The organism is Arthrobacter sp. UCD-GKA, from assembly GCF_001863355.1.
Lineage (GTDB): Bacteria > Actinomycetota > Actinomycetes > Actinomycetales > Micrococcaceae > Paeniglutamicibacter.
Genome location: NZ_MOLR01000003.1, coordinates 250,367 through 276,940, shown reverse-complemented (window position 1 = coordinate 276,940; position 26,574 = coordinate 250,367). Strand labels below are relative to the sequence as shown.

Below are 26,574 nucleotides of genomic sequence, written 5' to 3'. Positions count from 1 at the left end.
CACGAAATCACCGGCGAGGTCATCGAAACCGGACCCGACGTCGAATTCCTCAAGGTCGGGGACATCGTCTCGGTCCCCTTCAACATCTCCTGCGGCCGCTGCCGCAACTGCAAGGAAGCCAAGACCGGCATCTGCCTGAACGTGAACCCCGACCGCCCCGGAAGCGCCTACGGCTACGTCGACATGGGCGGCTGGGTCGGCGGCCAGGCCGAATACGTCCTGGTCCCCTACGCCGACTGGAACCTGCTCAAGTTCCCCGACCGCGACCAGGCCCTGGAAAAGATCATGGACCTGACCATGCTCTCSGACATCCTGCCCACCGGCTTCCACGGCGCGGTCACCGCCGGGGTCACCGTCGGCTCCACCGTCTACGTCGCCGGCGCCGGACCCGTCGGGCTCGCCGCCGCCGCCTCCGCCCAGCTGCTGGGCGCCGCGGTGGTCATCGTCGGGGACCTGAACGAGGACCGCCTCGCCCAGGCCCGCTCCTTCGGCTGCGAGGCGATCAACGTCGGCGCCGGGGACCCGGCCGACCAGATCGAGCAAATCCTCGGCGTGCGCGAGGTCGACTGCGGCATCGACGCCGTCGGCTTCGAGGCCCGCGGCCACGGCCACGGCACCCACGCCCAGGAGGCCCCGGCCACCGTGCTGAACTCCCTGATGGACCTCACCCGGGCCGGCGGCTCCCTGGGCATCCCCGGCCTCTACGTCACCGGSGACCCCGGCGCCGTGGACGAGGCCGCCCAGAAGGGCAGCCTGTCGCTGTCCCTGGGCACCGGCTGGGCCAAGTCCCTGTCCTTCGCCACCGGCCAGTGCCCGGTGATGAAGTACAACCGMCAGTTGATGATGGCGATCCTGCACGATCGCATCCACATCGCCAAGGCCGTCAACGCCCAGGCGATCCCCCTGTCCGACGCCCCGCGCGGCTACGCCGAGTTCGACGCCGGCGCGGCCACCAAGTACGTCCTGGACCCCAACGGCTACCTCTCCAACTAAACCGGGACATCGGACCGGGATGCCGCGGTTCCACCTGCAGGCAGGCGACACGGTCGTTGCAGCACCCAGAGCGCTGGGGAGCCGCAACGACCGTGTCGCCTTTTAATGAAGTCCTTGCCAACCGGCGGAACCGCCCGGGCGCCGGGCCCCGCTTCCGCCAGGGCCGGGCCCGGCGCCCGCGTGCCGTACTCTCTGATATACCTAGGAACGGATGACCATCCGGATCGCATCATCGACGAAGGGGCCAGGCACCGTGGCAAACACCGTCCCGGCGGGTAGGACGCAGGCGGAACACGCCTACCTGGAATTGCGCGAGCGCATCATCGACATGCGGCTGCCGCCCGGAAGCGCCCTCGACGAGGACGCGCTGATGCGCGACCTGTCCGTCGGCCGGACCCCGATGCGCGAGGCGGTCAAGCGCCTGGAAACGGACCGGATGCTCAAGGTCTTCCCGCGCCGCGGGACCATCATCGCCGACGTCAACATCCGCGACCTCAAGGACATCTCCGACGCGCGCCGGGTCCTGGAGGCCTTCGCCGCCCGGCGGGCGGCCGAGCAGGCCACCGAGGAGGACCGCGACATGCTTCGGGCCTGCCTGGAGGACATCGAGGCCCGCTCCTTCGCCTCGAACCGCGCCTCGGTGGACCTGGACGCGCACATCCACCGCGCCGTGTACGCGGTGATGCGCAACAGCTACGTGGAAACCACGCTCATCCAGTACTTCCATCTCTCCCAGCGCATGTGGAACTTCGTGCTCTCCGGGCTCGAGCCCATCCAAGGCCACGTCAACGAGCACACCGCGCTGCTGCGCGCCATCATCGACGGGGACCCGGAGCTGGCCGCACGCCTGGCCGAGGAGCACATCACCCACTTCGAGAACCGCGTGCGCGAGGCCCTGTAGCCGGGCACAAAAGAAGGCCGCCGGGGACCCGCCCGGCGGCCTTCTCGGTACGCGGCCCGCGGACTCAGGCGCGGATCGCCACCATTCCCGGGTCGACCAGCGGCTCGGCAACGATGCTTGCGGAGATCATCTTCCCGAAGTAGCTGATTTCCACCTGCTCGCCCTCCTCCATCTGCGCCGGAAGCCAGGCGTAGGCCACCGGCTTGTGGACCGTGTGCCCGAAGGCGGCGCTGGTGACGTAGCCGACGTTGGTGCCGTCCACGAAGACCGGCTCCTTGCCCAGCACCATCGAGGTTCCGTCATCGACGGTCAGGCAGCGCAGGCGCTTGGCGGCGGGCTCGTTGCGGCGCTTCTCCGCCGCTTCCTTCCCGATGTACCCCTCCTTGGCGGCCCGCACGGCGAAGCCCAGCCCGGCGGAGAACGGATCGTGTTCGGTGTCCATGTCCCCGCCCCAGGAGCGGTAGCCCTTCTCCAGCCGCAGGCTGTTGAAGGCGCCGCGTCCGGCCGCGATGACGCCGAGGTCCTGGCCGGCTTCCCAGAGGATGTCCCACAGCCGCAGGCCGAAGTCGGCCGTCGTGTAGATCTCCCAGCCGAGCTCCCCGACGTAGGACAGGCGCATCAATCTCACCGGGATCCCGCCGATGGAAGTGCTGGCCGCGCGGAAGTACTTCAGCCCGTCGTTGGTCAGGTCCTGGGCGGTCAGCTGCGCCACCAGGTCCCGGGCCCGCGGGCCCCAGACTCCGATGCAGCAGGTTTCCCCGGTGGTGTCGCGCACCTGGGCCCACAGCGCGGGGTCGGCCGCACTCTGGTCCGCGGCGTGCTTCAGGAGGTAGTCCAGGTCCAGCCCGCCGTTGGCGCCGAGCTGGAACAGTTCTTCCTCGATGCGCGCCACGGTCAAATCGCTCTTCACCCCGCCGGCCTCGTCGAGCATCAACGTGTAGGTCACCGAGCCGATGGACTTGTCCAGCCCGCTGGTGGTCAGCTTCTGCAGCAGCGGAAGGGCCCCGGGGCCCGAGACCTCGAGCCGCTTGAGTGCGGTCATGTCGTACATCGCGACGTTGGTGCGGGTGGCATGGGCCTCGGCCGCGGAGATCGGGGATTCGAACTTCGCGCTCCAGGCGTCGCGCTCCGGAGGCTGCCAGGCCTCGGGCAGCGCGGCGACGAGGCCCGCGTTGGCCTCGTACCAGTGCGGGCGCTCCCAGCCGGCGGTTTCCAGGAAGAAGGCGCCGAGCTCGACCTGGCGCCGGTGGAAGGGCGAGACGCGCACGTTGCGCGGGGAGGTGCGCGGCTCGAGCGGGTGGCGGATGTCGTAGATCTCGTCGAAGTTGTGCTGCGAGGTCTCCAGCACGTAGTCGGGCTGCAGCTGGACCTCCTCGAAGCGGGCGACGTCCAGTTCCCGCAGGTCGGTTTCCGAGCGCCCGTTGACCAGCAGCTCGGCCACGGCCTTGGCCACGCCCGCGGAGTGCGTCACCCAGACGGCCTCGGCGATGAAGAAGCCGCGCAGGTCGCGCGATTCGCCGACCAGCGATCCGCCGTCGGGGGTGAAGGAGAAGATCCCGTTGAAGGCGTCCTCGAAGGTGGCTCCGTGCAGGGAGGGGAGCAGCAGCTGGCAGTTCTTCCAGGGGACCTCGAAGTCCTCGGAGGTGAACGGCATGCGCGAGGGCATGTTGTGCTCGGTGATCTCCCCGGTGTTCGGCATTTCGTCGTAGCCCACGGGAATCGCGCGGTGGGCGTAGGAACCGATGCCCAGGCGGTCGCCGTGCTCCCTGAAGTACAGATCCTCGTCCTGGTGGCGCAGGATCGGCAGGTCGGCGCTGTTCCCGGTGCCGCGCACGGTGCGGCCCGCGGCCGCCGATCCGCGCAGCGGGGCCAGCGGCGAGGTGGTGATGTACTGGTGGGCCAGCGGCACCAGCGGCACCTTCATCCCGATCAGGTCCCCCACGGCCGGGCCCCAGAACCCCGCGGCGGAGACCACGATGTCGGCGGGGAACACGGTGTCGCCGCTGCGCACCCCGGTGACTCGTCCAGCGTGGCGTTCGACGCCGGTGACCGGGGCCGAGCCGATGAACACCGCACCGCGGGACTCGGCGCGCTCCCGCAGCAGTTGGACGGCGAGCACCGAGGAGGCCAGCCCGTCGCTGGGGATGTGCAGGGCGCCGAGCACCTGGTTTTCGTCGATGAGCGGGTGCAGCGCCTTGGCCTCCGCGGAGTCCACCATCCGGGCCTCCAGGCCCCAGGAGGTGGCCCAGCCCTGGCGGCGCTTGAGCTCCTCCATGCGGGCCGCGGTGGTGGCCACCTCCAGCCCGCCGACCCGGTTGAAGGCGCTTTCGCCGTCGCGCACCAGTGAGGCGAGCTTCGCCCCGGTGTAGGCGGCGAATTCGGTCATGGTCTTGGACGCGTTGGTCTGGAAGACCAGCCCGGGGGCGTGCGAGGTGGAGCCGCCCGTGAGCGGGATGGGGCCCTTGTCCAGGACGGTGATATCGGTCCAGCCGCGCTGGGTGAGTTCGTCGGCCAGGTTGGCCCCGACGATTCCGGCTCCGATGATGACGACGCGTGGTGGCTTCATGATGGCTCTCCTTGGGGGTGTGGGTGCTGGTGCCGTGCAGGCGGACCGCAGGTATGTGGGGGGTGTGGTGCCCGGATCGGGCGCCGGGCTAGGTGAAGGTGATGGTGCGCAGTCCGTCGACCATGACCCGGTTTTCGACGTGCAGCCGCACGGCCTTGGACAGGGCCAGGGCCTCGTTGTCCCGGCCCACCGTCGCCAGCTCCTGGGGGCTGAGCCGGTGGTCGACCCGGATGACCTCTTGCTCGATGATCGGCCCCTCGTCCAGGTCGTCGGTGACGTAGTGCGCGGTGGCGCCGATCTGCTTGACCCCGCGCTTGTGGGCTTGGTGGTAGGGACGGGCCCCCTTGAAGCCCGGCAGGAACGAGTGGTGGATGTTGATGGCTTTCCCGGCGAGCCGCGTGCTGAGTTCCGGGGAGAGGATCTGCATGTACCTGGCCAGGACCACAAGGTCCGCTTCGAAGTCGCTGACGGCCTCGAGCAGCCGTGCCTCGGCCTCCGGCTTGGTGTCGGCGGTCAGCGGAATGTGGATGAACGGAAGCCCGGCGGCCTCGGCCATGGGGCGCAGGGTCTCGTGGTTGGACACCACCGCGACCAGGTCGGCGGCCAGGGTTCCGGTCGTCCAGCGGAAGATCAGGTCGTTGAGGCAGTGGCCCATCTTTGAGACCATGACCAGCACCCTGGGCTTGGTCCCGTCGTGGAAGTTGAAGTCCATGGAGAATTCGTTGGCCACCTGGGCGAAGTCGCTGGCGAGGTCGCTGGCGCTCAGCGCCTTCTCGCGCTGCACGAAGGCGGTGCGCAGGTAGAGGCGCTGCGCGGCCGGGTCGTCGAACTGCTGGTGCTCGACGATGTCGAAGCCCCGCTCGAAGAGGAACCTGGACACCGAGTGGACGATGCCGCTGCGTTGCGGGCAGGAGAGCGTGAGGACCGCGTGGTCCGTGGCTGGCGTGTTCTCGCGGGGCGTGAGCAGGCTCGTGGTTCCCGAAGCGATGGTGGAAGGCAAATAGGTCATGGCTGGTGCTCCTTGGCTTATCGAATCAGTGGGGAACCGGCACCGGCGCCGGTTCGGTGGTGGATGGGGCGGCTGGTTTGGTGGGCCGGCGGGCGGCGAGCCCGGTGATGGTGTTGTGGAACAGCAATGCGGTGGTGATCGCCCCGACGCCTCCGGGGACCGGGCTGAGCGCAGCGGCCCGGGGTGCGACGGACCTGGCGTCGACATCCCCGGACAGGCGGCCGGCAGCGTCGTAGTTGGTGCCGACATCGACCACCACGGCGCCGTCGCCCACGTGCTCGCCGGTGACCAGGCCGGGACTGCCCGCCGCGGCGACAAGGATCGAGGCCCCTAGGGTCGCCGCGGCCAGGTCCCTGGTCTTGGAGTGCGCCACCGTGACGGTGGCATCGCGGTTCAGGAACAGGTGCAGCAGGGGCTTGCCCACCACCGGGGACCTGCCCACCACCGTCACGCGGGCACCTGCGAGTTCGACACCGTGGTGGTCGAGCAATTCGATGACTGCAGCGGCCGTCGCCGGGGCGAACCCGGCGCCGCCCGACATCCAGGTGGCCAGCGACAGCGGGTTGGCCCCGTCAACGTCCTTGTCCACGGCGATGGCCGTGGCGACCTGCTGCAGGGACACCCCGGCGGGCAGCGGCGTCTGCAGCATGACGCCGTGGACCGATGGATCCGCACTTGCGCCGGCCAGCGCGCGGCGGATGGTTTCGGCCGGGGCGCCTTCGCCAAGCCGCTCCACGGTGACCCGGACGCCGATGCGGGTGCCATACCCAGTGAGGGCACGGACATAGGATTCGCTGGAGGGATCCGTCGTTGCTGTGACGATGTGCAGGCCGCGCTGCCCACCGGTCCGGGCCAGTTCGCCAACGCGCTCGATGGAGCGTTCGGTGAGGCCCGCCGCCACGGCCCGGCCGTCGAGGATCCGGACGCTCATGCCGCCACCGGGTTTCGGACCGACTCGACCAGGGCATCGGCACGGTTGCGCACCCGGGATACGTTTTGGAGGATCCGCTCGAAGTTGCGCAGCCTGGCCGGATCCTTGACCGAGGGCAGGTTTGCCTCCAGGTTCACGACCGACGTGGAGACCGCGGCGCGGATGGACGCGGCGGCGGCGGCAACGTCCGCGATGACGCTGCTGTTGCCGATCGGGGCCAGTTCCTCGGCGAGGGCCACCAGCTCCCCGCAGACCACGATGAGTTTGGCCGGTGCGTCCGCGGCGGCGTCCAGGGCCCGGCCGATGGCTTCCCGGCGTTCCGCGAGGTCCATGCCCACCCCGGGCTTGGCCGCGTAGGCCCGGCCGACGGCGTCGAACGCGCGGGCGTCCTCGTTGGCGGCGTCCAGCGAGCGTGCCTCCAGGACCTCAAGTTCGGCCAGGATGGCGGCCACCGCGGTCGAGACGTGCTCGAACTTCGGGCCCTGCGAATAGTTCGCCACCATGCGCAGCAGGCTGGCGCCGAGTGCCGCCTGCAGCCCCGCCACGGTCCCGCCGCCGGGCGAAGCGATCCGCTTCCCGATGTCCCGGATCAATCCACCCACCGACTCGTCACGTATATCGATCAACAGAACCCCTTTTTGCCGGTGTCGCCCTGGCCTCGCCCGTTCAGGCATACAACTGATATATAACAGACCCTAGGTGAGCTGGACCACACGTGTCAATGGTTTGGGGGAAACGTGAATTTACGGGTGGACCGGCGGGGCAGGAACCGGGTCCCCTTCACCCGCGGAGCCGGGCCTCGCCGGAAGGAACGACGCCCGGATCCCCGGCCTGGGCCGGCTCCAAACACGGCAAAAAGACGGTGGGCCAAGATCCCTCGCGCTACCTGCGCGCGAATGCCTGGCCCACCGTCCGGATCCTGCCCCGGGGCCCGCGCTTCCACGGGTTCCGGTTGGTGCTTCCGTTATTCCCGGCCCTTGCCCTCGTCCTCGTCGGGTTCCGGCTGCTCCACCTGCGGGACCATGCCGGTGGCCGGGCGCGGCGGGGTGAGCAGCGAGGCGTAGTCGTGCTCGGAGGAGTACTGCAGGAAGGCCAGGTGCGCCTCGTAGCGGTCCAGCACGTCGTTGATGACCTGCGACTTGTCAAGGCCCATCAGGTCGTAGCCCTCGGTGCCGGTCTGCGTGAAGACTTCCAGCCGGTAGTACACGTCGACCTCGCGGGAGACGGTGCGGGCACCGAACGCCGGAACCGGGGCCTCGACCGCCGCCACCTGGTAGTGGAAGTTGCGGTGGTCGTGCATGTGGACCAGCAGCGTGTGCTCGGAAATCCCCGTATCTTCGTTCGGCGCGGTGGTCAGCTCGGCCTGGTAGCCCAGCTCGTTGAATTCTCCGGCCACTTCCTCCAGCGCCGGGTGGATGGTCCGCTCCACGTATTGGGCCACGGCCTTGTTCGACGGGTAGGCGCGCAGCTGCGCCATCCGCTGGCGCCAGGTCTTTTCCGGTGCGTTGCCGCCGTGCGCGGCCACCGAGCGGCGGCGCATCACGGTGCCTTCGCGTTCGGCCCGCTCCATCCGCAGGACCTTGGAGAAGGAGGCCATGACCAGGTAGGCGATGATCGTCACCGGCAGCGCGAAGATCAGCGTCGCGTGCTCCATGGTGGTCACCCCGCCGGCCACCAGCATCGCCACGGTGAGCACCGCGGTGAGTAGTGCCCAGAAGATGCGCAGCCACTTGGCGCCGTCCTGCGAGGGATCCGGGATGGAGGAGGAGAAGTTGGACATGACCATGGCGCCGGAGTTGGCGCTGGTCAGGTAGAAGAGCAGTCCCGAGAGCGTGGCCAGGCCAATGAGGAACGGGGCGCCGGGGAACATCTCCAGCAACGCGTACCAGCCGTGCTCGGGGCTTCTGATGGCGAGCTCGGCAAATTCGGTGTTCCCGCCCAGCACCTCGTTCATCGCGCTGTTGCCGAAGATCGAGACGATGAGGAAGTCGCAGAGCACCGGGGCGGTGATCGCGGCAATGACGAACTCGCGCAGCGTCCGCCCGCGCGAGATGCGCGCCAGGAACATCCCGACGAACGGGCCCCAGGCCAGCCAGAAGGCCCAGAAGAACAGGGTCCAGCCGGCCATCCAGGCCGAACCGTCTTCCTCGTAGGCAAAGGTCTGCAGCGTGCGCTCGGGCAGCGTGAAAATGAAGCGCCCGATGTTTTCCACCAGCGCGGTGAGCAGGAAGGAGGTCTTGCCGGTGATCAGGATGTAGAGCATCATGGCCGCGGCCGACCAGAGATTCAGCTCGGAGACCAGCCGGATGCCCTTGTCCACCCCGGAGGTGCAGGCGGCGATGGTCATGATGACCGCCACCAGCACCAGGGCGATCTGCAGGGCCAGCCCCTCGGGGATGCCGAAGAGCCAGGAGATCCCGACATTCAGCAGCACCACGCCGATGCCCATCGAGGTGGCCACGCCGAACACCGTGCCAACCAGGGCGAAGATGTCGATGACGTCTCCCGTCGCCCCGCGCACCCGCTTGCCGAGCAGCGGATAGAGCGCCGCGCGGATCGACAGCGGCATGCCCCAGCGGTAGGCGAAGTAGCCCATGGCCATGCCCAGCAGCGCATACATGGACCAGCCGGCGATGCCGTAGTGGAACATCGTCCACACCACCGCGTCCTGCGCGGCCGCTGCGGACTGGGGGTCGGCCGAGGGCGGGGTGATGTATTGGGTGATCGGTCCGGTCACCGAGTAGAAGAGCATGTCGATGCCGACCCCGGCGGCGAAGAGCATCGCGACCCAGGTGAAGAGGTTGTACTGCGGGCGCGAATGGTCAGGGCCCAGGCGCACGCTGCCTTCCTTGGAGAAGGCGACCCAGAGGACAAAGAGCACCACCAGGGTCACCGTCACGACGTAGAACCAGCCGAGGTTGGTCGAGATCCAGGCGACGGCCGCGGCCATGGCGGCCGCGGCGTTGTCCGGGACGATGATGGCCCAGAGGGAGAAGGCCAGGATGATGACGGCCGAGATGATGAAGACGCGCCAGTTGACCTTGGGGCCGGCATACTCGATGAGTTCGGACGGGCCCTTGCTCAGCTCGGTGCTGGTGATCGGGGCACGGTTTTCCTCGGCCGCCGGGTCCTTGCGCCGCTCGCTGACGCCGAAGCGGCTTCGCTCCACCATGGGCTGGGGGCGCTCCGGCCCGGTGCCCTGCATGTCCTCTGGCCCGGCCATGTGGTTCTCCTTATGTCTTGTGGACCAGGGATGCCGGAGGGCCGTCCATGAAGTCAAGAACCGCTTGTCAAACCCCTAAGGGCTGGTCGGATGGGCCGGTGCACCTGGTTGTCTTTGCTTCCTCATGTTAGGCCCACTTGACGGAGTTCAAGGGAATTTGCCGGAGTTACTTTTATCACCGGACGTTCGTGGCCCGTGCGCGGCACGCGCGGCAGGTCGGCCTGCTCGGCCGCGCGACTTCCACCCGGAGCACCCTCGATTCCGGGGCACAGGGGGAACGGCCACCTGCTCTAAGGTGGTGTCATGGCCAATTCACCGAGCGGGGACTCGATGTTGGACCGCCTGGTGCGGATCCTTGATGCCTTTGACGCGCAAAACCCCACCTTGACGGTCAATGCGCTGTCGCGGCGCGCAGACGTTCCCCGGGCCACCACCTACCGGCTGCTCGATGAGTTGGTCTCCCACGGCCTGCTGGCGCGCGACAACGACGGCCAGGTGCGCTTGGGCCTGCGCTTGTGGGAACTGGCCAACCGCAGCGCCTCGACCCTGGGCCTGCGCCAGGCGGCGCTTCCCTTCATGGAGGACATCAACCAGCTGGTCGGGCAGAACACCCAGCTGGCGGTGCTGCACGAGGACGATGTGCTGGTCATCGAGCGGCTCTCGCGCCCCGGATCCGTGGTCAACCAGGCCAACGTGGCAGGCCGCATGCCGGTCCACCTCACGTCCATGGGCATGGCGCTGCTGGCCTACTCCCCCGCCAACGTGCTGGAGGGCTACCTTGAGCGGCACGGGGACGCCATGCTGGCCAGGCACCCGAAGCTGCGCCACGAGCTGGCCGAAATCCGGCGGATCGGCTACGCCACCTTCGATGGGTTCATCGACCCGGAGTCCACCGGGGCCGCCGCACCTGTCCTCGATGCCCGCGGCCATGCGCTGGCCGTGCTGGCCGTGGTGCTCCCGCGCGGTTCGGACCTTTTGCCGGCCGCGGTCATGGCCCTGCAAACCGCGACCAGAGGCATCGCCCGGGCCTTGGGTCCGGGTGTGGACGGGTGACTGACCCATCATGACCGACTGAACACCGAACGGAGGCCATGCCATGACGATCGCCCGCGCGATGCGCCAAGCCCCTACACTCAAGGAATGGGCAATGATTCCGCGGTTCCGGTAACTCTCGAACCGGTTGGACCGCTTCCGATTTTGGACGATTCAGCCATCGAACGCGTGCTTTGCGTCGTGGCGCACCCCGACGACATGGAATACGGAGCCTCGGCCGTCGTGGCCGAGTGGACTTCCAGGGGCATCGAGGTGGGCTATCTCGTGCTGACCTCGGGCGAATCAGGGATACGGAATCTGGCCCCGGCCGTCGCGGGTCCCCTGCGCGCCGAAGAGCAAAGGCGCGCTTGCGAAATCGTGGGGGTTGCCGATCTGACTATCCTGGATTTTCCCGATGGGCTGCTGGAACCCGGGCTTGCGCTGAGGGAGCGAATAGCCCGCCACATCCGCCGCTTCAAACCCGATGTGGTCGTGACCATGACCTGGGACCTGGAAACCCTGTGGGGGATCAACCACGTGGACCACAGGGTCGCGGGGCTTGCTGTCGTGGACGCAATCCGTGACGCCGACAACCCATGGCTGTTTCGCACCACCGGCGAAGAGGCGGGGAATGAACCATGGGCCGTCTCGTTGTTGTTGGTCACCGAATCCCGAGACACCCACGCCATACCCGTCGGCAAGCAGTCGGTGGACCTCGCGGTCGCCTCGCTCGGCGCGCACAAAGCCTACCTTGCCGCCCTGCCGGATCATCCGCCGCCCGAAGAACTCGTCTCCTCGATCCTGGGCCGGACCGGCAAGGCGGCCGAGAGGGACCATGCGTTGGGTGTTCGGGCCATCAGGATGGATTGACCTCCAGCGGCGCCGCGGACGCCTGGTACGAAAATAGGGTGAGTCAGGCTACCTCCCGGGTGCTCAGGGTGACGTTATAGCCCAGCTCGCGGCGGCGGCATTCAACGCCATCGATCGTTGACTACCCAGCCAAATTGATTGATAATTTCAATAATATGTTTTCTCCCTCGCCACGAGAGAGGCGATTGGTCCATGGCTGAAGTACTTCACGATCCCCCCGCTTCAGGAAAGTCCGCAAGCAATGCGCAGGACACTGCCGCATCCCGCACCACGAAACCGCCCAACCTTGTCCTGAGCCGGGAGGTCGACGAGGCCAGATACCTCGGTGGCGGCGTCTTCCACCCGCACTCCCTGCGCCTGCTGGGCAGGGGTAAGGACTTCCAAATGCGGCTTCGCTCAACGGATACTTCCGGGCTGACGGTCGGCCTCCTGGAATACGCCACCCCCGTCCACATCAGCAGTCAGGCCTTTTCGAACGCCTACCAAGTAAATTTCCCGACCTTGGGCCAACTCAGGATGACCTATGGCGACCAGAAACTACTCACTTCCCCGAGGTCGGCAGCCGTGCACGGCCCGAATGTCGCCACCAGCCTCGAGGGCTGGGGGGAGCCGACCACGATGCTCGGACTCAAGATCCCCGAAGACGTGATCGAACTCGAACTGGAAACCCTGTTGGGCAGGACCCCGGAAAAGCCACTGGCCTTTGACGGCCACCTGGACCTCACGTCACGGAACGGCCGCGACTGGTTCGATGCCCTGGCCCTCCTGGCCCACGGGTTGCGCACGGGGGAATCGCTCATGGACAACCCCCTCATCTCCCGCCCCGCCGCACAAGCTGTCGTGCGGGGCTTGCTGCTTGTCGCACCCAACAACTACAGCCCCGAACTCACCGGCGACATCACAGCCGCCGGCCCCGCATACGTACGAAGGGCCGTGGCATACATCGAAGAACACGCCAACCAGCCGCTGACGCTGAACAAGATCGCCGAAGCGGTGCACATCGGCCCCCGTGCGCTGCAGACGGGATTCCAGGAACACCTTGCCTCAACCCCGATGTCGATGGTGCGCAAGATCCGACTGCGCAAGGCACACGAAGCTCTGCAGGCGGCCTCCCCGGGCGAACGCGTTTCGGCCATAGCGCGCGAATGGGGCTTCATGCATGCCGGCCGCTTCGCTATCCACTATGCGCAGACCTACGGCCGCAGCCCTTCGGAAACACTGGCGAAATAGGCAAGCTCGGCTCGCGGCACCCGAGGGGCCATCCATTTCGCGCATCTCCCGCTTGCGGGCCCCCCGGAAGGGTCGAATGATGACCTGCATCACATTCCCAAGATTCCATGTAGGAGACCATCATGTCGCGAATCATCCCCCTCGACGTTTCCGAAGCCGACTTCGACGCGGCCCTCGAAGAGTTCCGCGGTGCCCTGGGCGCACAGTGGGTCCTCTCAAGCCCCGTGGAGCTCGAGGCCTTTGCCGACCCGTATCCGACCACCAACGGCCTTGAATTCCTGCCCGGCGCGGTGATCTCCCCCTCGACACCCGAAGAAGTCCAGGTGATTGTCGGGATCGCCAACAAGTACAAGGTCCCGCTGTCCCCGGTATCCACCGGCAAGAACCTGGGCTACGGCGGTGCCGCACCACGGCTCTCCGGCACCGTGGTAGTGAACACCGGCGAGCGCATGAACAAGATCATCGAGGTCAACGAGAAGTACGCGTTTGCCTTGGTCGAACCCGGTGTCACTTACTTCGACCTCTACAACCACATCCAGGAAAAGGGCTACAACCTCTGGATCGACGTACCCGATCTCGGCTGGGGATCGATCGTGGGCAACACGCTTGACCGCGGCGTCGGATACACCCCGTATGGGGACCACTGGAGCTGGCAGACGGGCCTGGAAGTCGTACTTCCGGACGGCGACCTGCTGCGCACCGGCATGGGCGCCATGTCGGGCTCGGATGCCTGGCAACTGTTCCCCTACGGCTTCGGCCCGTACCCGGATGGCCTGTTCAGCCAGTCGAACTACGGCATTGTCACCAAACTGGGCATTGCCTTGATGCCCGCGCCACCGGCCTCCGAGACATTCCTGATTACCTTCGAGAACGAAGCCGACCTTGAACAGGTCATCGACATCATGCTGCCCTTGCGCATCGGCATGGCACCGTTGCAAAACGTGCCGGTGCTCCGCAACATCTTCATGGATGCCGCGGCCGTATCGCACCGCGACGAATGGCATGCTGGCCCCGGACATCTCTCCGACGACGAGATCAAGACCATGCAGCGGGAACTGAACCTCGGATACTGGAATCTCTACGCCTCGGTGTACGGACCCCCACCGCAGATCGAAATGTTCCTGGCCATGATCAAGGAAGCCTTCCTGCAGGTTCCCGGCGCCCGCTTCGCCACGACCAAAGACCGCCCGGAGTCTCCCGAGGACCGCGGCGGCCATGTCCTGCACGACCGCCACAAGATCAACCGCGGTATCCCGACCATCGAGGAACGGCACCTGATGGACTGGGTGCCCAACGGTGGGCACACCAGCTTCTCCCCGGTATCCGCGCCGGACGGAAAAGACGCGATGCGGCAGGCCCTCATGGTGAAGAAGCGGGCCGATGAATTCGGGCAGGACTACGCGGCACAATTCATCGTCGGCCTGCGGGAAATGCACCACATCTGCCTCTTTCTCTACAACACGGCCGTTCCCCGGGAACGCGACAACACCTTGGCCATGGCCCGGATCCTCGTGGAGGAAGCCGCTGACGCCGGATATGGCGAATACCGTACGCATCTGGCACTCATGGACCAAGTCATGGCCACCTTCGACTACAACGACGGCGCCCTGCTGCGTTTCCACGAGCGGGTGAAGGACGCATTGGACCCCAACTCGATCATGGCCCCGGGCAAGTCCGGGATCTGGGGTGCGCGATACCGCGACCGCGGCCTCGAGCTGCTCCACGCTCCCGCCCTTGAAGACTCCACCCCCAATTCCTAGAAAGGCACGGTTCCCCAAATGACTACGGAAAACACCGTCACGGATACCCGGCTCTCCTCGATCGCGGCCAACGGCCGGCTCTACATCAACGGCTCCTGGCAGGAAGCCGCGGACGGAGGCCGGATCGACGTATTGAACCCCGCGACGGGCCAGGCTATTGCCACCGTGGCATCCGGCACCACCGCGGACATCGACGCCGCGGTTTCCGCGGCGCGAACGGCCTTCGAATCCGGCGCGTGGTCGCTGCTCAGTGGCCGCGAGCGCTCGCGGGTCCTGGCCCGCGCCTCGGCCATCATGCGTGAACGCGAGGACGAACTGGCCCTGGCCGAATCCCTGGATGTCGGAAAGCCAATCACCTTCGCCCACGTCGTGGACGTCGCCACCGCGGCCGACCAGTACGAATATGTCGCAGCGATGGCCCAGCAACTCGACGGCTCGGTGCGCGAGACCCCGCTGGCCGCCCACGCCTTCACCCGGCGGGAGCCGCTGGGCGTGGTTGCCGCCATCACCCCGTTCAACTTTCCGCTGATCCTCTCCAGCTCCAAGATCGCCGCGGCACTGGCCGCCGGAAACACCGTGGTGCACAAGCCCGCCACCGACACCCCGCTGACGGCGCTGATCATGGCCGACATCCTCACCGAAGCCGGGCTTCCGCGTGGTGTCTTCAATGTGGTCACAGGCCCCGGGGGCCTGCTGGGCGACCACCTAGTCGGCCACCCGGGCATCAGCAAGGTCGCATTCACCGGCTCGACCGAGGTCGGCGCGCATGTGGCGGCCCTCGCCGGGCAAAAACTGCGCCCGGTGACGGCGGAGCTGGGCGGCAACGCCGCAAACATCCTCTTTGCCGATGCCAACCTGGACAAGGCCATCGGGACCGTGATCAGTGCCTTCGTCTTCAACTCCGGACAATTCTGCATGGGCGGCCCACGGCTGCTTGTCGAACGACCGATCTACGAAACGGTGCTGGAAATTCTCGCGCAGGCCGTGCCCGGTGTGCCGCTCGGAGACCCGCTCGACCCACAGACAGTCATTGGACCGATGGCCAGCAGGAAACAGCTGGACAAGGTCGCTTCCCACGTCGAGGCGGCACGCTCGGCAGGCGGTCGGATCATCACCGGAGGTGAGCCGCTGGAACTCAACCGCGGCTACTTCTACAAGCCCACCGTGATCGCCGACCTGCCCAACGACGCGGCAGCGGTCCAGGAGGAAATCTTCGGTCCGGTCCTGACCGTCCAGCCATTCGACACCGAAGCCGAGGCCATCCACCTGGCAAACAGCACAGAATACGGGCTGGCCTCCGGAGTCCAGACTTCCTCGATCTCCCGCGCCCACCGCGTCTCGGCGGCACTCGATGCCGGCATCGTGTGGGTCAACGCATGGGGCATGCTGGACCCGGCTGTACCGTTTGGCGGGGTGAAGAGCTCGGGCTGGGGCCGTGAATACGGACCCGAATCACTCGACTCCTACACCCGGACCAAGTCCGTCATCATCGCAATCGATGCGGAGGACCAGGCATGAGCACAACGACCACCGCAGCAGTCGTCGAAACCCCCGGCGGCGAATTTGTTCTTCAGCAGGTGGAGCTCTCGGACCTGCGGCCCAACGAGGTCCTGGTTGACATCAAGGCCGCCGGACTCTGCCACACCGACCTGTCCGTCGCATCCGGCGGACTGCCTTTCCCGCTTCCCGGCGTGCTCGGGCACGAAGGGGCAGGTGTCGTGGCGGCAGTAGGTTCGGCCGTCACCCGGGTGGTCCCCGGGGACCACGTGGTGCTGTCCTTCACCTCCTGCGGGCACTGCGCCAATTGCCGCGACGGCCACCCGGCCTATTGCGACACCTGGCTGTCCGACAACCTCATTGGCGGCAAGCGTGCCGACGGCAGCTCCCCCATCGAGCGTGACGGTACGCAGCTTGGCGGCAGGTTCTTCGGCCAGTCGTCCTTCGCCCACCAGTCTGTGGCCGATGAACGCAGCGTGGTGAAGCTGAAAACCTTGCTGCCCTGGGAACAGGTCGCCCCGGTGGCCTGCGGCGTGCAGACGGGTGCCGGAGCGGTGTGGAACGCCATCAAGCCGGCCGCAGGTTCGTCCCTGGTGGTCTTCGGCGCCGGCACCGTGGGCCTGTCCGCGATCATGGCCGCGGCGCTCACCCCGGCCACCACCATCATTGCCGTGGACCGGGTCGGGAGCAGGTTGGAACTGGCCCTTGAAGTCGGCGCCACCCACACCATCCAGGCCGATCCGGGCATCGACGTTCCGGCACGCATCCAGGAGCTGACCGGCGGCGGGGCGCATGCTGCCATCGAAGCCACGGGAAGCACCGCGGTCTTGGAACAGGCAGTCGCCTCGACCCGGGCCCGCGGACACGTTGTTGCCGTTGGCGCACCGCCTTTCGGCGCGACAGCGGCAATCGACGTCAACTTCATCATGCCCGGACGTCGAGTCGAGGGGCTCACCCTGGGCGACAGTGAAATTCAGACCCTGATTCCCGCGATCATCGCCCTGGCCGAAGCGGGTCGCTTTCCGGTGGACCGCCTGGTGAAGACCTACCCGCTCACCGACATCAATCGGGCAGTCGACGACACCAGGAACGGGACGGCCATCAAGGCAGTATTGATTCCCTGATTAAAACCATCGATGCCCGGGACCCTCCACACATGGATTGGCTGTTCCGGGCATCGTTGTCACATGGTGGCCACGGGGTTGTGGCCCCGTGGCGGACAAGGGTTGCAACGATCAATCGGCGCGGGGCTTGGTCTTGGCTCGATTCCAGGCTTCTTCCAGACGCTCGCCCATCCCCCACTCAATGCTTCGTAGTTCGGCATGCCTCGGCGCACGGCAATACATCCTCAGGCTCCAGCGGGAATCCTGAGGCCGCCTTGCTGGCGGGATTGAGTCTAGTTCGGTTCGATGGTGATGATCGCGGGCCTGGCATGGGCAGCATCTGATTTGGCACCGGTGGCGGAGGCGACGGCGCGCGAGATGCAGCGGTTCATCTTGGTCGCCAGCCGCTGCTGACGCTCGGAATAGAACACGTCGCGGTGGTCGTTGGTTCCCGACAGCTCGGTGATGCGCACCTCGCAGAGCCCGCATTCGCCCTTGCAGCAGTCGAACATCAGCTCGGCCCCGGCATCTTCGAGGGCCTCGAGCATGGAGCGGACCTGTGGGACCGTGACCTCGAGATCCAGGTTCGAGACCCTGACAAGAAATTCGTCCGGGTCGTACCAGCCGCTATGACTGTCCGACAGCGAGCTCGGCCGGTGGCGACTGTTCTATAGTGGCCCAGGGCCAATTCACCGAGCGGAGACTCGATACTCGACCGCCTCGTGCGGATCCTGGATGCCTTTGACACCCAAAACCCGGCACTGGCCGTCAAGCGCACACACAAGCGCACCAGCTTGCTCGAAGCGACCGAAGAGAAGCTCGAAACCATCAAGAAAGCGGTGGCATCCGGAAGGCTCAAGGACGCCGGAAAGATTGGGGTAAAAGTCGGGAAGATCGTCGGCAAATACAACATGGCCAAGCACTTCAACCTGGTCATCACCGGCGAAAAATTCACCTATGAACGCAACCAAGAATCCATCAAACGCGAAGCGGACCTGTACGGCATCTTCGTCATCCGCACCAACGTCCCGCACGACACCATGGACGCCCCCGAGGCGGTGCGGACCTGCAAGTCCCTGGCCAACGTGGAGAAGATCTTCAAGACCCTCAAGACCCGGGATTTGGGCATCCGCCCCATTCGCCACTACACCGAGGACCGCACCAAATCCCACGTGTTCCCCTGCATGCTCGCCGCTAACCTGACCTGGCACCCACGCACCGCCTAGGCACCGTTGACGTTCACCGACGGAACCACCGCCACCAGCTACCAGGACCTGCTCACCCACATGGGAACCCGGCCCCGGAACACCAACAGTGTCCCGGGCACCGAGAAGACCTTCGAACTGTTGTCCCTGCCGACGCCCCGGCAACAATGCGCCATGGACCTCATCGACCACCACACCAAATCCCACAGAAAGTAGCCAGAGAACCGGAACCAAAATCGTCAGGATCCCCGACAATCCAGGGATCCTGACGATCTGTCCAACGTAACTTCTCTAAAGCACATCGGTCTGACTACGCTTCCCCTGACACGGAGTCGGTGAGCCGCGTCGGCGTCGGCGATCACCCTGTCCATCGAACGTTGCAGCGAGATGAACTCCTAGCGGTCCACGCCCAGCCGGCGCATCACCTCACGAGAATCTTTTCGGCCCGGGAACTCAGGTCCCGGCCGTCGCAGGTCAATGCGATGGCCAACACCCGCTCGTCCTGCGAATCCCGGCCCGGCTCGCGTAACCCAGCGCCTTGAACCGCTTGTTTAAGGGGGCAGGGTCACTGGATAGAGGCGTAATAACGCGCTGGTGCCCTTAATCGACAGGTGCTCGATCCCCTACAGCGCCAGCAAGACCAGAAGTGCGGATGCGCCAGACCGAGTGGCTCAAGCACCGGCCGGTACGCGGCTACGATGCCACTGAAGGCCGCCGAAAGGGCGAAGCACGCCTATCTTTCCAGCGCCAACGGATCATCGAATCCGACCTCTGCCGTGACCGGTACCTTCCTGCAAAATACCTTGGTAGACCACCGATACCCCAGCGGGTCCGACATCGACACCGACACATTGATACCAGAGCCTCAGCGAATCCCATATCATTGTCCTCATTTGAAGCAAACGGTTGGAGAGACTCGCACGCGGAAACACGACTCCTCCCGGCTGCGGTCCCCTTCTGCTACCCAGCCGGCATTCCCCATGCCTAGGAAAGGCAAACATGGTAAACGGCTCTCTTCGCACCGGGTCGGTCACGCTGCGTGCGCTGAGCCTCTTGGATACGTTCCTCCCGGGAAACGAGAGGCTTCAACTGTCCGAGATGGCAAGGGCCGCAGGTCTTCCTCTAAGCACCGCACATCGATTAACCAATGATCTAGTGGCCTGGGGCGCGCTGGACCGCACACCGGAGGGGCTCTACATGATCGGGGCGAAGCTTCGACAGGTATCTTCCATGGCGTCGAGGGGCCGGCTTTTACGCGAAATCTGCTTACCTTCCATGGAGGACCTCTCCGCCAACACTGGTTATCCATCAGTCTTGGCCATTTTGGAAGCCGACGATGTCATCTTCGTCGAACGCGTCACAGGGCACAGATTCATTTTCCGACCGCAGAGAAATGCCGGGTCCGGTCTGGCAACCGCCGCAGGCAGGGTACTCGCCGCATATGCCGGTCCGGCAGTCCAAGAATCACTGCTCCAACACACCGTGTCGACAACGACTGGTCTAGCGAGCATCGGTCCGGAACAGTTACGCCGCGAATTGGCAGAAATCCGGACCCAAGGCCACGTCGTGACTTCCGGCCAGTTGAAAGATGAAATGACAGCCCTTGCAGCACCCATCTGGGATCCATCCACACGCCAGGTCATTGCGGCCTTGTCACTGGTCATCCCACCGGATGCAGCAGACATCGATGTTTCCTTGGCCCTATGCAAAGCTGCCTCGCGGGCCATTGCCAGAGCAATGGAAGTCTCGTGACAGCGGGGCTGGACGTTTCTTCCGGATGCCGGAAATCCATGGGATAGTTTTCGGCATCCGCAACTAGGACACTGCATCGTTCCCTGCGTGGATAAACTTGGCGCCCTACCAATAACGGGGACAGGCACCATGTCCCCTCCAATGGACCCCGACCATGCCCTAGGCATGCCGGGTAACCGCTCAGGAGAYATCCATGCCCACGAACCGAATGCCATCGTCATCGACAAACAGTCGTCCTCTGGTGGAAGAAGAACACATTTCGCGCCTGCGCGAAATACTTGGCGACGACAACGTCATCACGGATCCGGTACAGCTAGCAGATCCGGAATGGCCACTGAAGGACCCCTACTGGGTCCAGGGCGATGACACCTACAGCCCTTCCGTTGCGGTGCAGCCGAAAAACACCGAGCAGTTGCAAGAGATCCTCAGGCTCGCCAACGCGGAAAAGATCCCGGTCTGGACCCATTCGCAGGGGAAGGAACAACGGCTATGGCGGTCCGTCACCCCGGGTCGGAGGCTCGATCAATATAAGCCTCCGCCGCATGAACCGGATCCTGGAAATCAATGAGGAACTGGCCTACGCCGTCGTGGAACCCGGCGTCCGCTGGTTTGACCTCTATGAMGAACTACGCCGACGCGGTTCACGGCTTATGCTCTCCATCCCTGACATCGGTTGGGGCAGCGTCATAGGAAACTCGTTGGACAACGGGGTGACTTACCTTCCCTACGGGCAGGACTTCAACGCGCCGTGTGGCATGGAAGTGGTTCTTGCTGACGGTGACGTGATCCGAACCGGGTTGGGGGCCATGGACGGCAACTCGGCGTTTCATATCTACAAACGCGGCGTCGGCCCCGCATTGGATCCGCTGTTCGTCCAGTCGAACTTCGGGATCGTCACCCGCATGAGCCWWWGGCTCATGCCGCAGCCCGAGACCTTCGCACCTTTGACCTTGACCATCGCCGCGGAGAAGGACCTGCCAATGGCGATCGATGCCATAAGGGAGCTCAAACTGCGAAACCTGCTCCGCGGAGCACCGTGCCTCTACAACACGGTCATGGCCGCAACCATGACAGGCCTCCCGGAAGTCATCGCGGCCGCTGCCGAAGGAATCATGAGCGAGCAGGAGATCGACCGCATCGCCGTCGCCAGCGGCCTGGGCAGATGGTACGTCCGGACCGCCCTCTGGGGCGACCAGGCAGGCGTCGACTACCAGCTGGCTGCCATCAAGCGTGCATGGGAAGCAATTCCCGGAGCCAAGGCAGAGGTTGGTGGCTACTATTCCCCGGACGAATACGAGAATCTGGAATCCATCTCCGACCGGATCCTGGCCGGAGTCCCAAACTTAGATGTCATCAAGTACAAAGATGACAATTTTGCACATATCGGGATGTCCCCGTTGGTTCCACTCAACGGAAGCGAGGTCCAAGCGACGGTGGACGTGATCAGGCAGATGACCCACGAACGGATGGGACTGAATTTCAAGGCCGGGATCCTGGTCACGGGCGAACGTACTTGCGCCGTCGTGGCAAGCATCAATTTCCAGCGCACGGACCCTGCCGCCGCCCGTCATGCCTATACGGTGGCCCGAGAAATGATCGCGGAAATTGCCAAGCTGGGATACACGGAGTATCGAACCCATTTGGACCTGATGGATGACGTCGCTGAACTGATGGACTTCAACAACCACGCCTACATTCGGTTCTGCCAGAAGATCAAAGATGCCATCGATCCCCAGGGCATCCTCTCGCCTGGCAGGTATGGGATCTGGCCGACTGCGGACACCTGGAGTGCCCGGTCGAACTGAGCGTTGCCTGAATGGGCCGTTCTGCCCTTGCTATCAGGGAAGAACGGCCCGCCGGCGGTCACAGGCGGGGCCACTACGGCTGTAGCGCAGCAGCCTTGCGCCTGTATTCGTCAAAGTCTTGGGCCCTCTTTTGGGCGGCCTGGTCCGAGCCCATGTCGACGAAGGAACCGATGATGTTCCCGAAGTAGGTTTCCACGCCGTTCTTGGTTTCCGGGAAAGGCAGAATGTACAGCTCCTCCTCCTCAATAGCCCGTTTTACGTGCTCGGCCAGTTCCAGCGGATCCATGCCGTTTTCGTACAGGTTGCGCTGCAGCTCGATGAACGCCGCATCGTTGCGGAAACCCGAATTCGCGGCCAGGTGCTCGGGTCTAGTCTGCTGGGCGTCGGCGATATTGCTGCGGATACTGGCGGGGCACAGCACCGAGACTCCGATCCCGAGCTGGGGAATGGTCTGCGCGTAGCTTTCCATCAGGTTAAAGACTGCGGCCTTGGTCATCGCGTAGATGGCGGAGGTCGCATTACCCCCGAAACAAGCCATCGACGAGGTGGTCACGATGTGCCCCTCCTGACCTGAGGAAATCATCCGCGGCACGAAGGTCTGCATGCCGTTGATCACCCCATGTAGGTTGACTCCGATGATCCAATCGAAGTCCTCATACGTGGCCTGATGCAGCGGCCCAAAGCTATTTACGCCGGCGGTGTTGAACAGCAGCTGTGGCGGACCACCGTAGACCGCCTCAACTTCGTCCGCCGCACGCGTGTACGCGGCCCTATCGGAGATATCCAAGACAGTACCGCGCGCCTCGATGCCGCTTGACTGGAGCCGGCCCAGGGCCTCTTCCAAGGCGTCCTGTCGAACATCGGCAATGAAGATTCGGCAGCCGAGGCCGCCGAACAATTCCGCTTGACCGAAGCCCGCGCCGGAGGCGCCTCCGGTGATGAATGCGATCTTTCCCTTGAAATCTTTCAACTTACCTGCCCCTGTCAACGTCCGATGGGAATGATGCCGAGGTCATGGAGGAGGCCCACCTTGTTCCAAGAGCCCCATTCCTCGACGATGAGTCCTTCGGAGATCCTGCACATCACCAYGCCAGCCGCACGGATGGGCTTTCCTGTGGGTCGGACACCCATGTACTCGCCCAGGTGAGTTCCTTCGGCTTCCCACCGGTAGGCTACTCGATCACCGTCTGCAAGCAGTCCAAACTGATGCCTGGCGAGATCGGGGAAGCCGGCATACAGACTTCGAATTCCTTCCTTCAGCGTGTCCAGATCGTAGTCTTTTTTGTCGCTGTGCCTGACGAAGTCCAGGGAATAATAGCGGTCCATCGCCTGGAGCGCTTCTTCGGGACCGGTGTGTCTCAAAGCGGTCAGGAGAAGATCCTTGTTGGCCTCTTCGATGGGTGCTTGCTGGGAATTCATGGCTTCCGTTCCTTGTCGTAGTCGTGGGTTTTTGGAAGGTGGCGGCTAGATTTCTTCGAGCCTGGCGCCGTCAAAGAACCGCCCGTCTTGGTAGACCAGCGGCGCCTTATCGCTATGGCCGGCTTCCACGACCTCGCCAATGAAGATCGTATGGGTGTAGGCGGGAATCTTGTACTTGATCTCGAGTTCGAAGTAGCCTGCCACACCGTCCAGGATCGGGACTCCGACGGCCGAGGACCGCCAGGCGAGGTCAGCAAATTTGTCCCCGCCGGACCGCGCAAATGTTCCGGCCACGGCTGTCTGGTCGGCAGCTAAGATATTGATGCCCAAGTGGTCCGCTTCGAAAACCGCCGGATACGATTTTGAGGACTCGTTGACGCAGACCAGCACTAGGGGCGGATCCAACGAAATGCTGGAGAACGCGTTCACGGCGAGCCCGAACGGGACCCCGTCCACAGAGGTGGTCACAACGGTTACCCCGGTGGGGTACTTGCGGTGGACATTTCTAACGCGCGTTCCCAAGTCAGGGTCGACGATAGTTGTTGCGATGGCTGAATCGTTGCTCATGAGCATTCCCCTTGGATTGTCGTATTATGGATGTTGCAAGAAACTAGATGGAAAAAGCGGCCTGTATGTCCTGATGGCGTTCGGTGACTTGCCCCAGCCACTCCGGATGAGTTGGTGCCATGGTTAGACCTCTGTCAATGGCGTCAATGACCAGTTCCCCCACATCGTGCGGTTCCAGGAACCTGAAGGACTTTCCGTTCTCCGAAATATCCACATCGAAAAGCGCACCCTCTTCGTTGGCGGGGCGGTTGCGGAGGCTATTCTGGATATTGCTCCGGATCGGTCCTGGGACCAACGCCGTGGCCCCGACCACAGATCCCTCCGCGGCGAGTTCCTGCGCGAGGACCTCCGTCATGCCGAACACAGCCGCTTTCGCTGCCACGTATGCCCCCAGATTCTTTGGGGGAGCCAGCACCGACATCGACGACGTGTTGATGATGTGTCCCCAATCGTGGTTTCGCTTGAGCAGTGGAAGGAACGAATTAACTCCATGGATCACACCGAAGAGATTCACGTCGATCATCCATTTCCAGTCGCCCAAAGTGAGTTCGGAGATGGGCGCCATCGGACCAACGCCAGCGTTATTACATACGACATGGACCGCACCAAATTGCTCCAGCACCCTGTCAGCCAGAGCCTGGACGCTCTGCGCGTCGGTGACGTCAGTCCGGATTGCCACAACACCCAACTCAAGGGCCGTGGCATCCAACGCGGTCTGGTCTATATCGGCGATGACGACGTCCATGCCACGTTTCTTCAGGGACGCCGCAAGACCCTTGCCGATGCCAGATGCCCCACCCGTAACCACTGCTGTCCGCCCTGGGTATTCAACAGTCCTTTTCACGAATTTTCTCCTTAGTTATGTTTGATCCATGACTTTCCACCGCCGCGTCGCTCAGTTCCCGCCTAGTGCAGTTCGTAGCGTTTGAGCTTTCGGTAGACCGTGGCCCGTGAAATACCGAGGCGCTCGGCCACCAGGTTTCGGTTGCCTTCGGCTTCCCGCAAGGCGATCATGAGTGTCTTGCGTTCAACTTGTTCCATCTCACCGAGTTGTCTAGTTGCCCGCGCATAGCGTTGGGGCAGGTCCGTCAGGTGAATAGCCGTGCCCACGGAGCGGATTTTGGAGGTTGCCAGCACCTGGCGAAGCTGTCGCAGGTTGCCCGGCCAGTCATTTGCGACCAAATGCGCCAGGGTCTTGGTGGGTAGGGTTGATTTACGACCGTCATCCGCTTCCAATTCGTCGAGGATGCGCCGGCAAATGGCCGGGAATTCATCGGGGCGGTCCCTCAACGGGGGAACCTTGACCAGCATTTGGAACACCTCGCTCAGGACGAGCGTTGCACCCTGCTCGGCAAAGCCTTCAGACGCCGTGGCGATGACGGGAACCGCGGCACGTTCCACGTAATCGGATACCGTATCCACGATCGCTGGCGGCAACTCGTCGATGCGACACAACAGGACGCGTCCTCTGTCTGTCCCCGTAGCCCTCTCGAACTCCGCCATCCACGCCACGGGATCGCTTGCGGCCGAGAGGCAGGGAAGGACCCTTACATTTTCGCTTTCCCCGAGTAATTCCATGATCAGCTGTTGTTTTCCGGTCCCCCGTTCACCTGTCACAAGGACAGGTTTACCTGTTTTCAGGGCCATGGCCAACTGGCTCCGATAGTCAGGGCGGGCCAGCTCGGAATGGAGGCGCCGCATCTCGCCGGCCGATGAGGAGAACGGTCTTGTCCCTTGTTCCAGCAGCAGGACCGCGGCGTAGTCGCCGCGGGCCTGTTCTATTGGTTCCACGATGACACGAACCGAGTCCCCCGAGCTCAGTCTGTGCTGCACTGAAATCGACCTCGATTTGAGGCTTGCTTCCTCGGCAAGCCGACGAAGGATACCTTCGTCGGCTTCATGGACGATTCTCTGGGCACCGGCGTTGACTAGGTAGAGCTCCTTGGTAATCCCGATCACCGCACCACGGCTTCGCCGCTGCAGACGCAGGAAATGGTCGAAAAACACTTTCTCGCCGTCGGCCCGGCTGGCCAGGAGCTGTGCCTCGATCGACTTTCCGATTTCGAGGACCAGCGGCAGGATGGCCCCTGAGCCGTATTCCCTTCTGCAATGAACACCCAGAGTTCCCACGAACCTGCGCGTGTAGGGATCCCTGATGTTGACCCCGGTCGTGGTCAGGATGCCCGTGTCCATGCGGAAGTGCTCCGTGCCCGAAACAACCTGCGGTCGCTGATCCTCAAGGGCGAGGCCGATGCCGTTTGTTCCGATCGCTTCTTCGGAGAAACACAAGCCCGGGCGCAGTTTTGTCCCCTGGGACATTCTGATATCCGGGGCGTCGCCCACCACCGAAGTTAAGAGCCGGCATCCGCGATCTGTCAGGAATCCCCAGGAACTGAGGTCCGACAGCTGGTCCTCTAGCCGATTCATGATCGGCTGGGCAATACGGGCAAGCCGATTCGTTGGAGAGAATCCTTCATCAAAGGGAATCTCGGTGCCCCAGGCGTCGACTCCTGCAAGCATCGAACGTTTCCAGGACATCAGTACTTCCCTCCTGATCTCCGGGAACTGATCGGGCATCAGATCCAGCGGATCCTGCTGCAGCACCTCGAGCTTGATCTCCTGAATGCGGTCCCACTGGGCGTTTGTCCGGGGCGCCCTGTTCAGGGGTGCCTTTTGCGACTGGTCCATCTTCTGGAACTCCATTCATGTGA

24 protein-coding genes are annotated in these 26,574 nt (G+C 64.4%); 13 read left to right on the top strand and 11 right to left on the bottom strand.

All coding sequences use genetic code 11. From position 1 onward, the window contains the following. Together BLJ79_RS06315 and BLJ79_RS06310 are read left to right on the top strand one after the other, a co-directional pair. The coding region (locus tag BLJ79_RS06315; RefSeq protein ID WP_071213842.1) for an alcohol dehydrogenase catalytic domain-containing protein at positions 1–993 on the top strand (993 nt) is incomplete at its 5' end. Between the two features lie 253 nt (positions 994–1,246). After that, positions 1,247–1,894 (top strand): GntR family transcriptional regulator, encoded by a 648-nt coding sequence (locus tag BLJ79_RS06310; RefSeq protein ID WP_083411048.1) that lies wholly within the window; start codon positions 1,247–1,249, stop codon positions 1,892–1,894. Positions 1,895–1,958: 64 nt separating this feature from the next. Here the strand turns inward: BLJ79_RS06310 and BLJ79_RS06305 are convergent, their stop codons facing one another. From BLJ79_RS06305 to betT, 5 genes are all read right to left on the bottom strand, one after another. Next, positions 1,959–4,463 (bottom strand): GcvT family protein, encoded by a 2,505-nt coding sequence (locus BLJ79_RS06305; protein ID WP_217641813.1) that lies wholly within the window; start codon positions 4,461–4,463, stop codon positions 1,959–1,961. 85 nt (positions 4,464–4,548) lie between these two features. Next, complete coding sequence (purU, locus tag BLJ79_RS06300) at positions 4,549–5,469, bottom strand: formyltetrahydrofolate deformylase (RefSeq protein ID WP_139194748.1); 921 nt, start codon at positions 5,467–5,469, stop codon at positions 4,549–4,551. Between the two features lie 25 nt (positions 5,470–5,494). Then, the gene (locus tag BLJ79_RS06295; protein ID WP_071213839.1) at positions 5,495–6,400 is read right to left on the bottom strand and encodes a bifunctional 5,10-methylenetetrahydrofolate dehydrogenase/5,10-methenyltetrahydrofolate cyclohydrolase; all 906 of its coding nucleotides are present in this window, start codon (positions 6,398–6,400) and stop codon (positions 5,495–5,497) included. Further along, positions 6,397–7,026 (bottom strand): cyclodeaminase/cyclohydrolase family protein, encoded by a 630-nt coding sequence (locus BLJ79_RS06290; RefSeq protein ID WP_175475407.1) that lies wholly within the window; start codon positions 7,024–7,026, stop codon positions 6,397–6,399. Before BLJ79_RS06290 ends, BLJ79_RS06295 begins: the two co-directional genes overlap by 4 nt. Positions 7,027–7,364: 338 nt before the next feature. Further along, positions 7,365–9,623: a choline BCCT transporter BetT gene (gene betT / locus BLJ79_RS06285; RefSeq protein ID WP_071213837.1), complete on the bottom strand. Its 2,259-nt coding sequence runs from the start codon at positions 9,621–9,623 to the stop codon at positions 7,365–7,367. Positions 9,624–9,926: 303 nt separating this feature from the next. Here betT and BLJ79_RS06280 point away from each other — a divergent pair, with 303 nt between their 5' ends. The 6 genes from BLJ79_RS06280 to BLJ79_RS06255 all read left to right on the top strand — a co-directional run bounded on the left by BLJ79_RS06280 (position 9,927) and on the right by BLJ79_RS06255 (position 17,136). Beyond that, positions 9,927–10,676, top strand: a complete 750-nt coding sequence (locus BLJ79_RS06280; protein WP_071213836.1) for an IclR family transcriptional regulator — start codon at positions 9,927–9,929, stop codon at positions 10,674–10,676. Between the two features lie 144 nt (positions 10,677–10,820). Continuing rightward, positions 10,821–11,525 (top strand): PIG-L deacetylase family protein, encoded by a 705-nt coding sequence (locus tag BLJ79_RS06275; RefSeq protein ID WP_286135278.1) that lies wholly within the window; start codon positions 10,821–10,823, stop codon positions 11,523–11,525. 192 nt (positions 11,526–11,717) lie between these two features. Next, positions 11,718–12,755 carry an AraC family transcriptional regulator gene (locus BLJ79_RS06270; protein WP_083411041.1) on the top strand — a complete coding sequence of 346 codons (1,038 nt, stop codon included), beginning with the start codon at positions 11,718–11,720 and terminating at the stop codon, positions 12,753–12,755. 122 nt (positions 12,756–12,877) lie between these two features. Further along, positions 12,878–14,515 (top strand): FAD-binding oxidoreductase, encoded by a 1,638-nt coding sequence (locus BLJ79_RS06265; RefSeq protein WP_071213834.1) that lies wholly within the window; start codon positions 12,878–12,880, stop codon positions 14,513–14,515. Positions 14,516–14,533: 18 nt separating this feature from the next. Continuing rightward, positions 14,534–16,033, top strand: a complete 1,500-nt coding sequence (locus BLJ79_RS06260; RefSeq protein ID WP_071213833.1) for an aldehyde dehydrogenase family protein — start codon at positions 14,534–14,536, stop codon at positions 16,031–16,033. Beyond that, a complete protein-coding gene (locus BLJ79_RS06255; RefSeq protein ID WP_071213832.1) occupies positions 16,030–17,136 on the top strand; it encodes an NAD(P)-dependent alcohol dehydrogenase in 1,107 nt (368 codons plus the stop codon). The genes BLJ79_RS06260 and BLJ79_RS06255 overlap by 4 nt, the downstream gene beginning before the upstream one ends. Positions 17,137–17,408: 272 nt before the next feature. Here the strand turns inward: BLJ79_RS06255 and BLJ79_RS06250 are convergent, their stop codons facing one another. Then, positions 17,409–17,699 carry a 2Fe-2S iron-sulfur cluster binding domain-containing protein gene (locus BLJ79_RS06250; protein WP_286135288.1) on the bottom strand — a complete coding sequence of 97 codons (291 nt, stop codon included), beginning with the start codon at positions 17,697–17,699 and terminating at the stop codon, positions 17,409–17,411. Positions 17,700–17,837: 138 nt separating this feature from the next. Here BLJ79_RS06250 and BLJ79_RS06245 point away from each other — a divergent pair, with 138 nt between their 5' ends. From BLJ79_RS06245 to BLJ79_RS06230, 5 genes are all read left to right on the top strand, one after another. After that, the gene (locus BLJ79_RS06245) at positions 17,838–18,341 is read left to right on the top strand and encodes an IS1634 family transposase (protein ID WP_071213830.1); all 504 of its coding nucleotides are present in this window, start codon (positions 17,838–17,840) and stop codon (positions 18,339–18,341) included. Positions 18,342–18,347: 6 nt separating this feature from the next. Continuing rightward, on the top strand, positions 18,348–18,536 hold the full coding sequence (locus BLJ79_RS06240) for a hypothetical protein (protein ID WP_071213829.1): 189 nt from the start codon (positions 18,348–18,350) through the stop codon (positions 18,534–18,536). Positions 18,537–19,319: 783 nt separating this feature from the next. Further along, positions 19,320–20,072, top strand: coding sequence for an IclR family transcriptional regulator (locus tag BLJ79_RS06235; RefSeq protein WP_071213828.1), 753 nt, complete (start codon positions 19,320–19,322; stop codon positions 20,070–20,072). 193 nt (positions 20,073–20,265) lie between these two features. Further along, positions 20,266–20,640: a hypothetical protein gene (locus BLJ79_RS23685; protein ID WP_286135289.1), complete on the top strand. Its 375-nt coding sequence runs from the start codon at positions 20,266–20,268 to the stop codon at positions 20,638–20,640. Then, positions 20,537–21,877, top strand: coding sequence for an FAD-binding oxidoreductase (locus BLJ79_RS06230; RefSeq protein WP_286135287.1), 1,341 nt, complete (start codon positions 20,537–20,539; stop codon positions 21,875–21,877). Before BLJ79_RS23685 ends, BLJ79_RS06230 begins: the two co-directional genes overlap by 104 nt. 73 nt (positions 21,878–21,950) lie before the next feature. On the opposite strand, the gene BLJ79_RS06225 is transcribed toward BLJ79_RS06230, so the two are convergent. The 5 genes from BLJ79_RS06225 to BLJ79_RS06205 all read right to left on the bottom strand — a co-directional run bounded on the left by BLJ79_RS06225 (position 21,951) and on the right by BLJ79_RS06205 (position 26,551). Further along, positions 21,951–22,847, bottom strand: coding sequence for an SDR family NAD(P)-dependent oxidoreductase (locus BLJ79_RS06225; protein ID WP_071213826.1), 897 nt, complete (start codon positions 22,845–22,847; stop codon positions 21,951–21,953). Positions 22,848–22,861: 14 nt separating this feature from the next. Further along, positions 22,862–23,296, bottom strand: a complete 435-nt coding sequence (locus tag BLJ79_RS06220) for an ester cyclase (protein WP_071213825.1) — start codon at positions 23,294–23,296, stop codon at positions 22,862–22,864. Positions 23,297–23,341: 45 nt separating this feature from the next. Beyond that, a complete protein-coding gene (locus BLJ79_RS06215) occupies positions 23,342–23,863 on the bottom strand; it encodes a flavin reductase family protein (RefSeq protein ID WP_071213869.1) in 522 nt (173 codons plus the stop codon). Between the two features lie 43 nt (positions 23,864–23,906). Continuing rightward, positions 23,907–24,671, bottom strand: a complete 765-nt coding sequence (locus tag BLJ79_RS06210; RefSeq protein ID WP_286135286.1) for an SDR family NAD(P)-dependent oxidoreductase — start codon at positions 24,669–24,671, stop codon at positions 23,907–23,909. 98 nt (positions 24,672–24,769) lie between these two features. Continuing rightward, a complete protein-coding gene (locus BLJ79_RS06205) occupies positions 24,770–26,551 on the bottom strand; it encodes a sigma-54-dependent Fis family transcriptional regulator (RefSeq protein ID WP_175475406.1) in 1,782 nt (593 codons plus the stop codon). Between the last annotated feature and the right edge of the window lie 23 nt (positions 26,552–26,574).

What these genes read in the sequence shown, in the direction of transcription:
- BLJ79_RS06270 (WP_083411041.1), top strand. Translation starts at nt 11,718, where the DNA reads ATGGCTGAAGTACTTCACGATCCCCCCGCTTCAGGAAAGTCCGCAAGC.
- BLJ79_RS06280 (WP_071213836.1), top strand. Translation starts at nt 9,927, where the DNA reads ATGGCCAATTCACCGAGCGGGGACTCGATGTTGGACCGCCTGGTGCGG.
- betT (WP_071213837.1), bottom strand. Translation starts at nt 9,623, where the DNA reads ATGGCCGGGCCAGAGGACATGCAGGGCACCGGGCCGGAGCGCCCCCAG.
- BLJ79_RS06235 (WP_071213828.1), top strand. Translation starts at nt 19,320, where the DNA reads ATGGTAAACGGCTCTCTTCGCACCGGGTCGGTCACGCTGCGTGCGCTG.
- BLJ79_RS06205 (WP_175475406.1), bottom strand. Translation starts at nt 26,551, where the DNA reads ATGGACCAGTCGCAAAAGGCACCCCTGAACAGGGCGCCCCGGACAAAC.
- BLJ79_RS06215 (WP_071213869.1), bottom strand. Translation starts at nt 23,863, where the DNA reads ATGAGCAACGATTCAGCCATCGCAACAACTATCGTCGACCCTGACTTG.
- BLJ79_RS06265 (WP_071213834.1), top strand. Translation starts at nt 12,878, where the DNA reads ATGTCGCGAATCATCCCCCTCGACGTTTCCGAAGCCGACTTCGACGCG.
- BLJ79_RS06260 (WP_071213833.1), top strand. Translation starts at nt 14,534, where the DNA reads ATGACTACGGAAAACACCGTCACGGATACCCGGCTCTCCTCGATCGCG.
- purU (WP_139194748.1), bottom strand. Translation starts at nt 5,469, where the DNA reads ATGACCTATTTGCCTTCCACCATCGCTTCGGGAACCACGAGCCTGCTC.
- BLJ79_RS06295 (WP_071213839.1), bottom strand. Translation starts at nt 6,400, where the DNA reads ATGAGCGTCCGGATCCTCGACGGCCGGGCCGTGGCGGCGGGCCTCACC.
- BLJ79_RS06255 (WP_071213832.1), top strand. Translation starts at nt 16,030, where the DNA reads ATGAGCACAACGACCACCGCAGCAGTCGTCGAAACCCCCGGCGGCGAA.
- BLJ79_RS23685 (WP_286135289.1), top strand. Translation starts at nt 20,266, where the DNA reads ATGCCCACGAACCGAATGCCATCGTCATCGACAAACAGTCGTCCTCTG.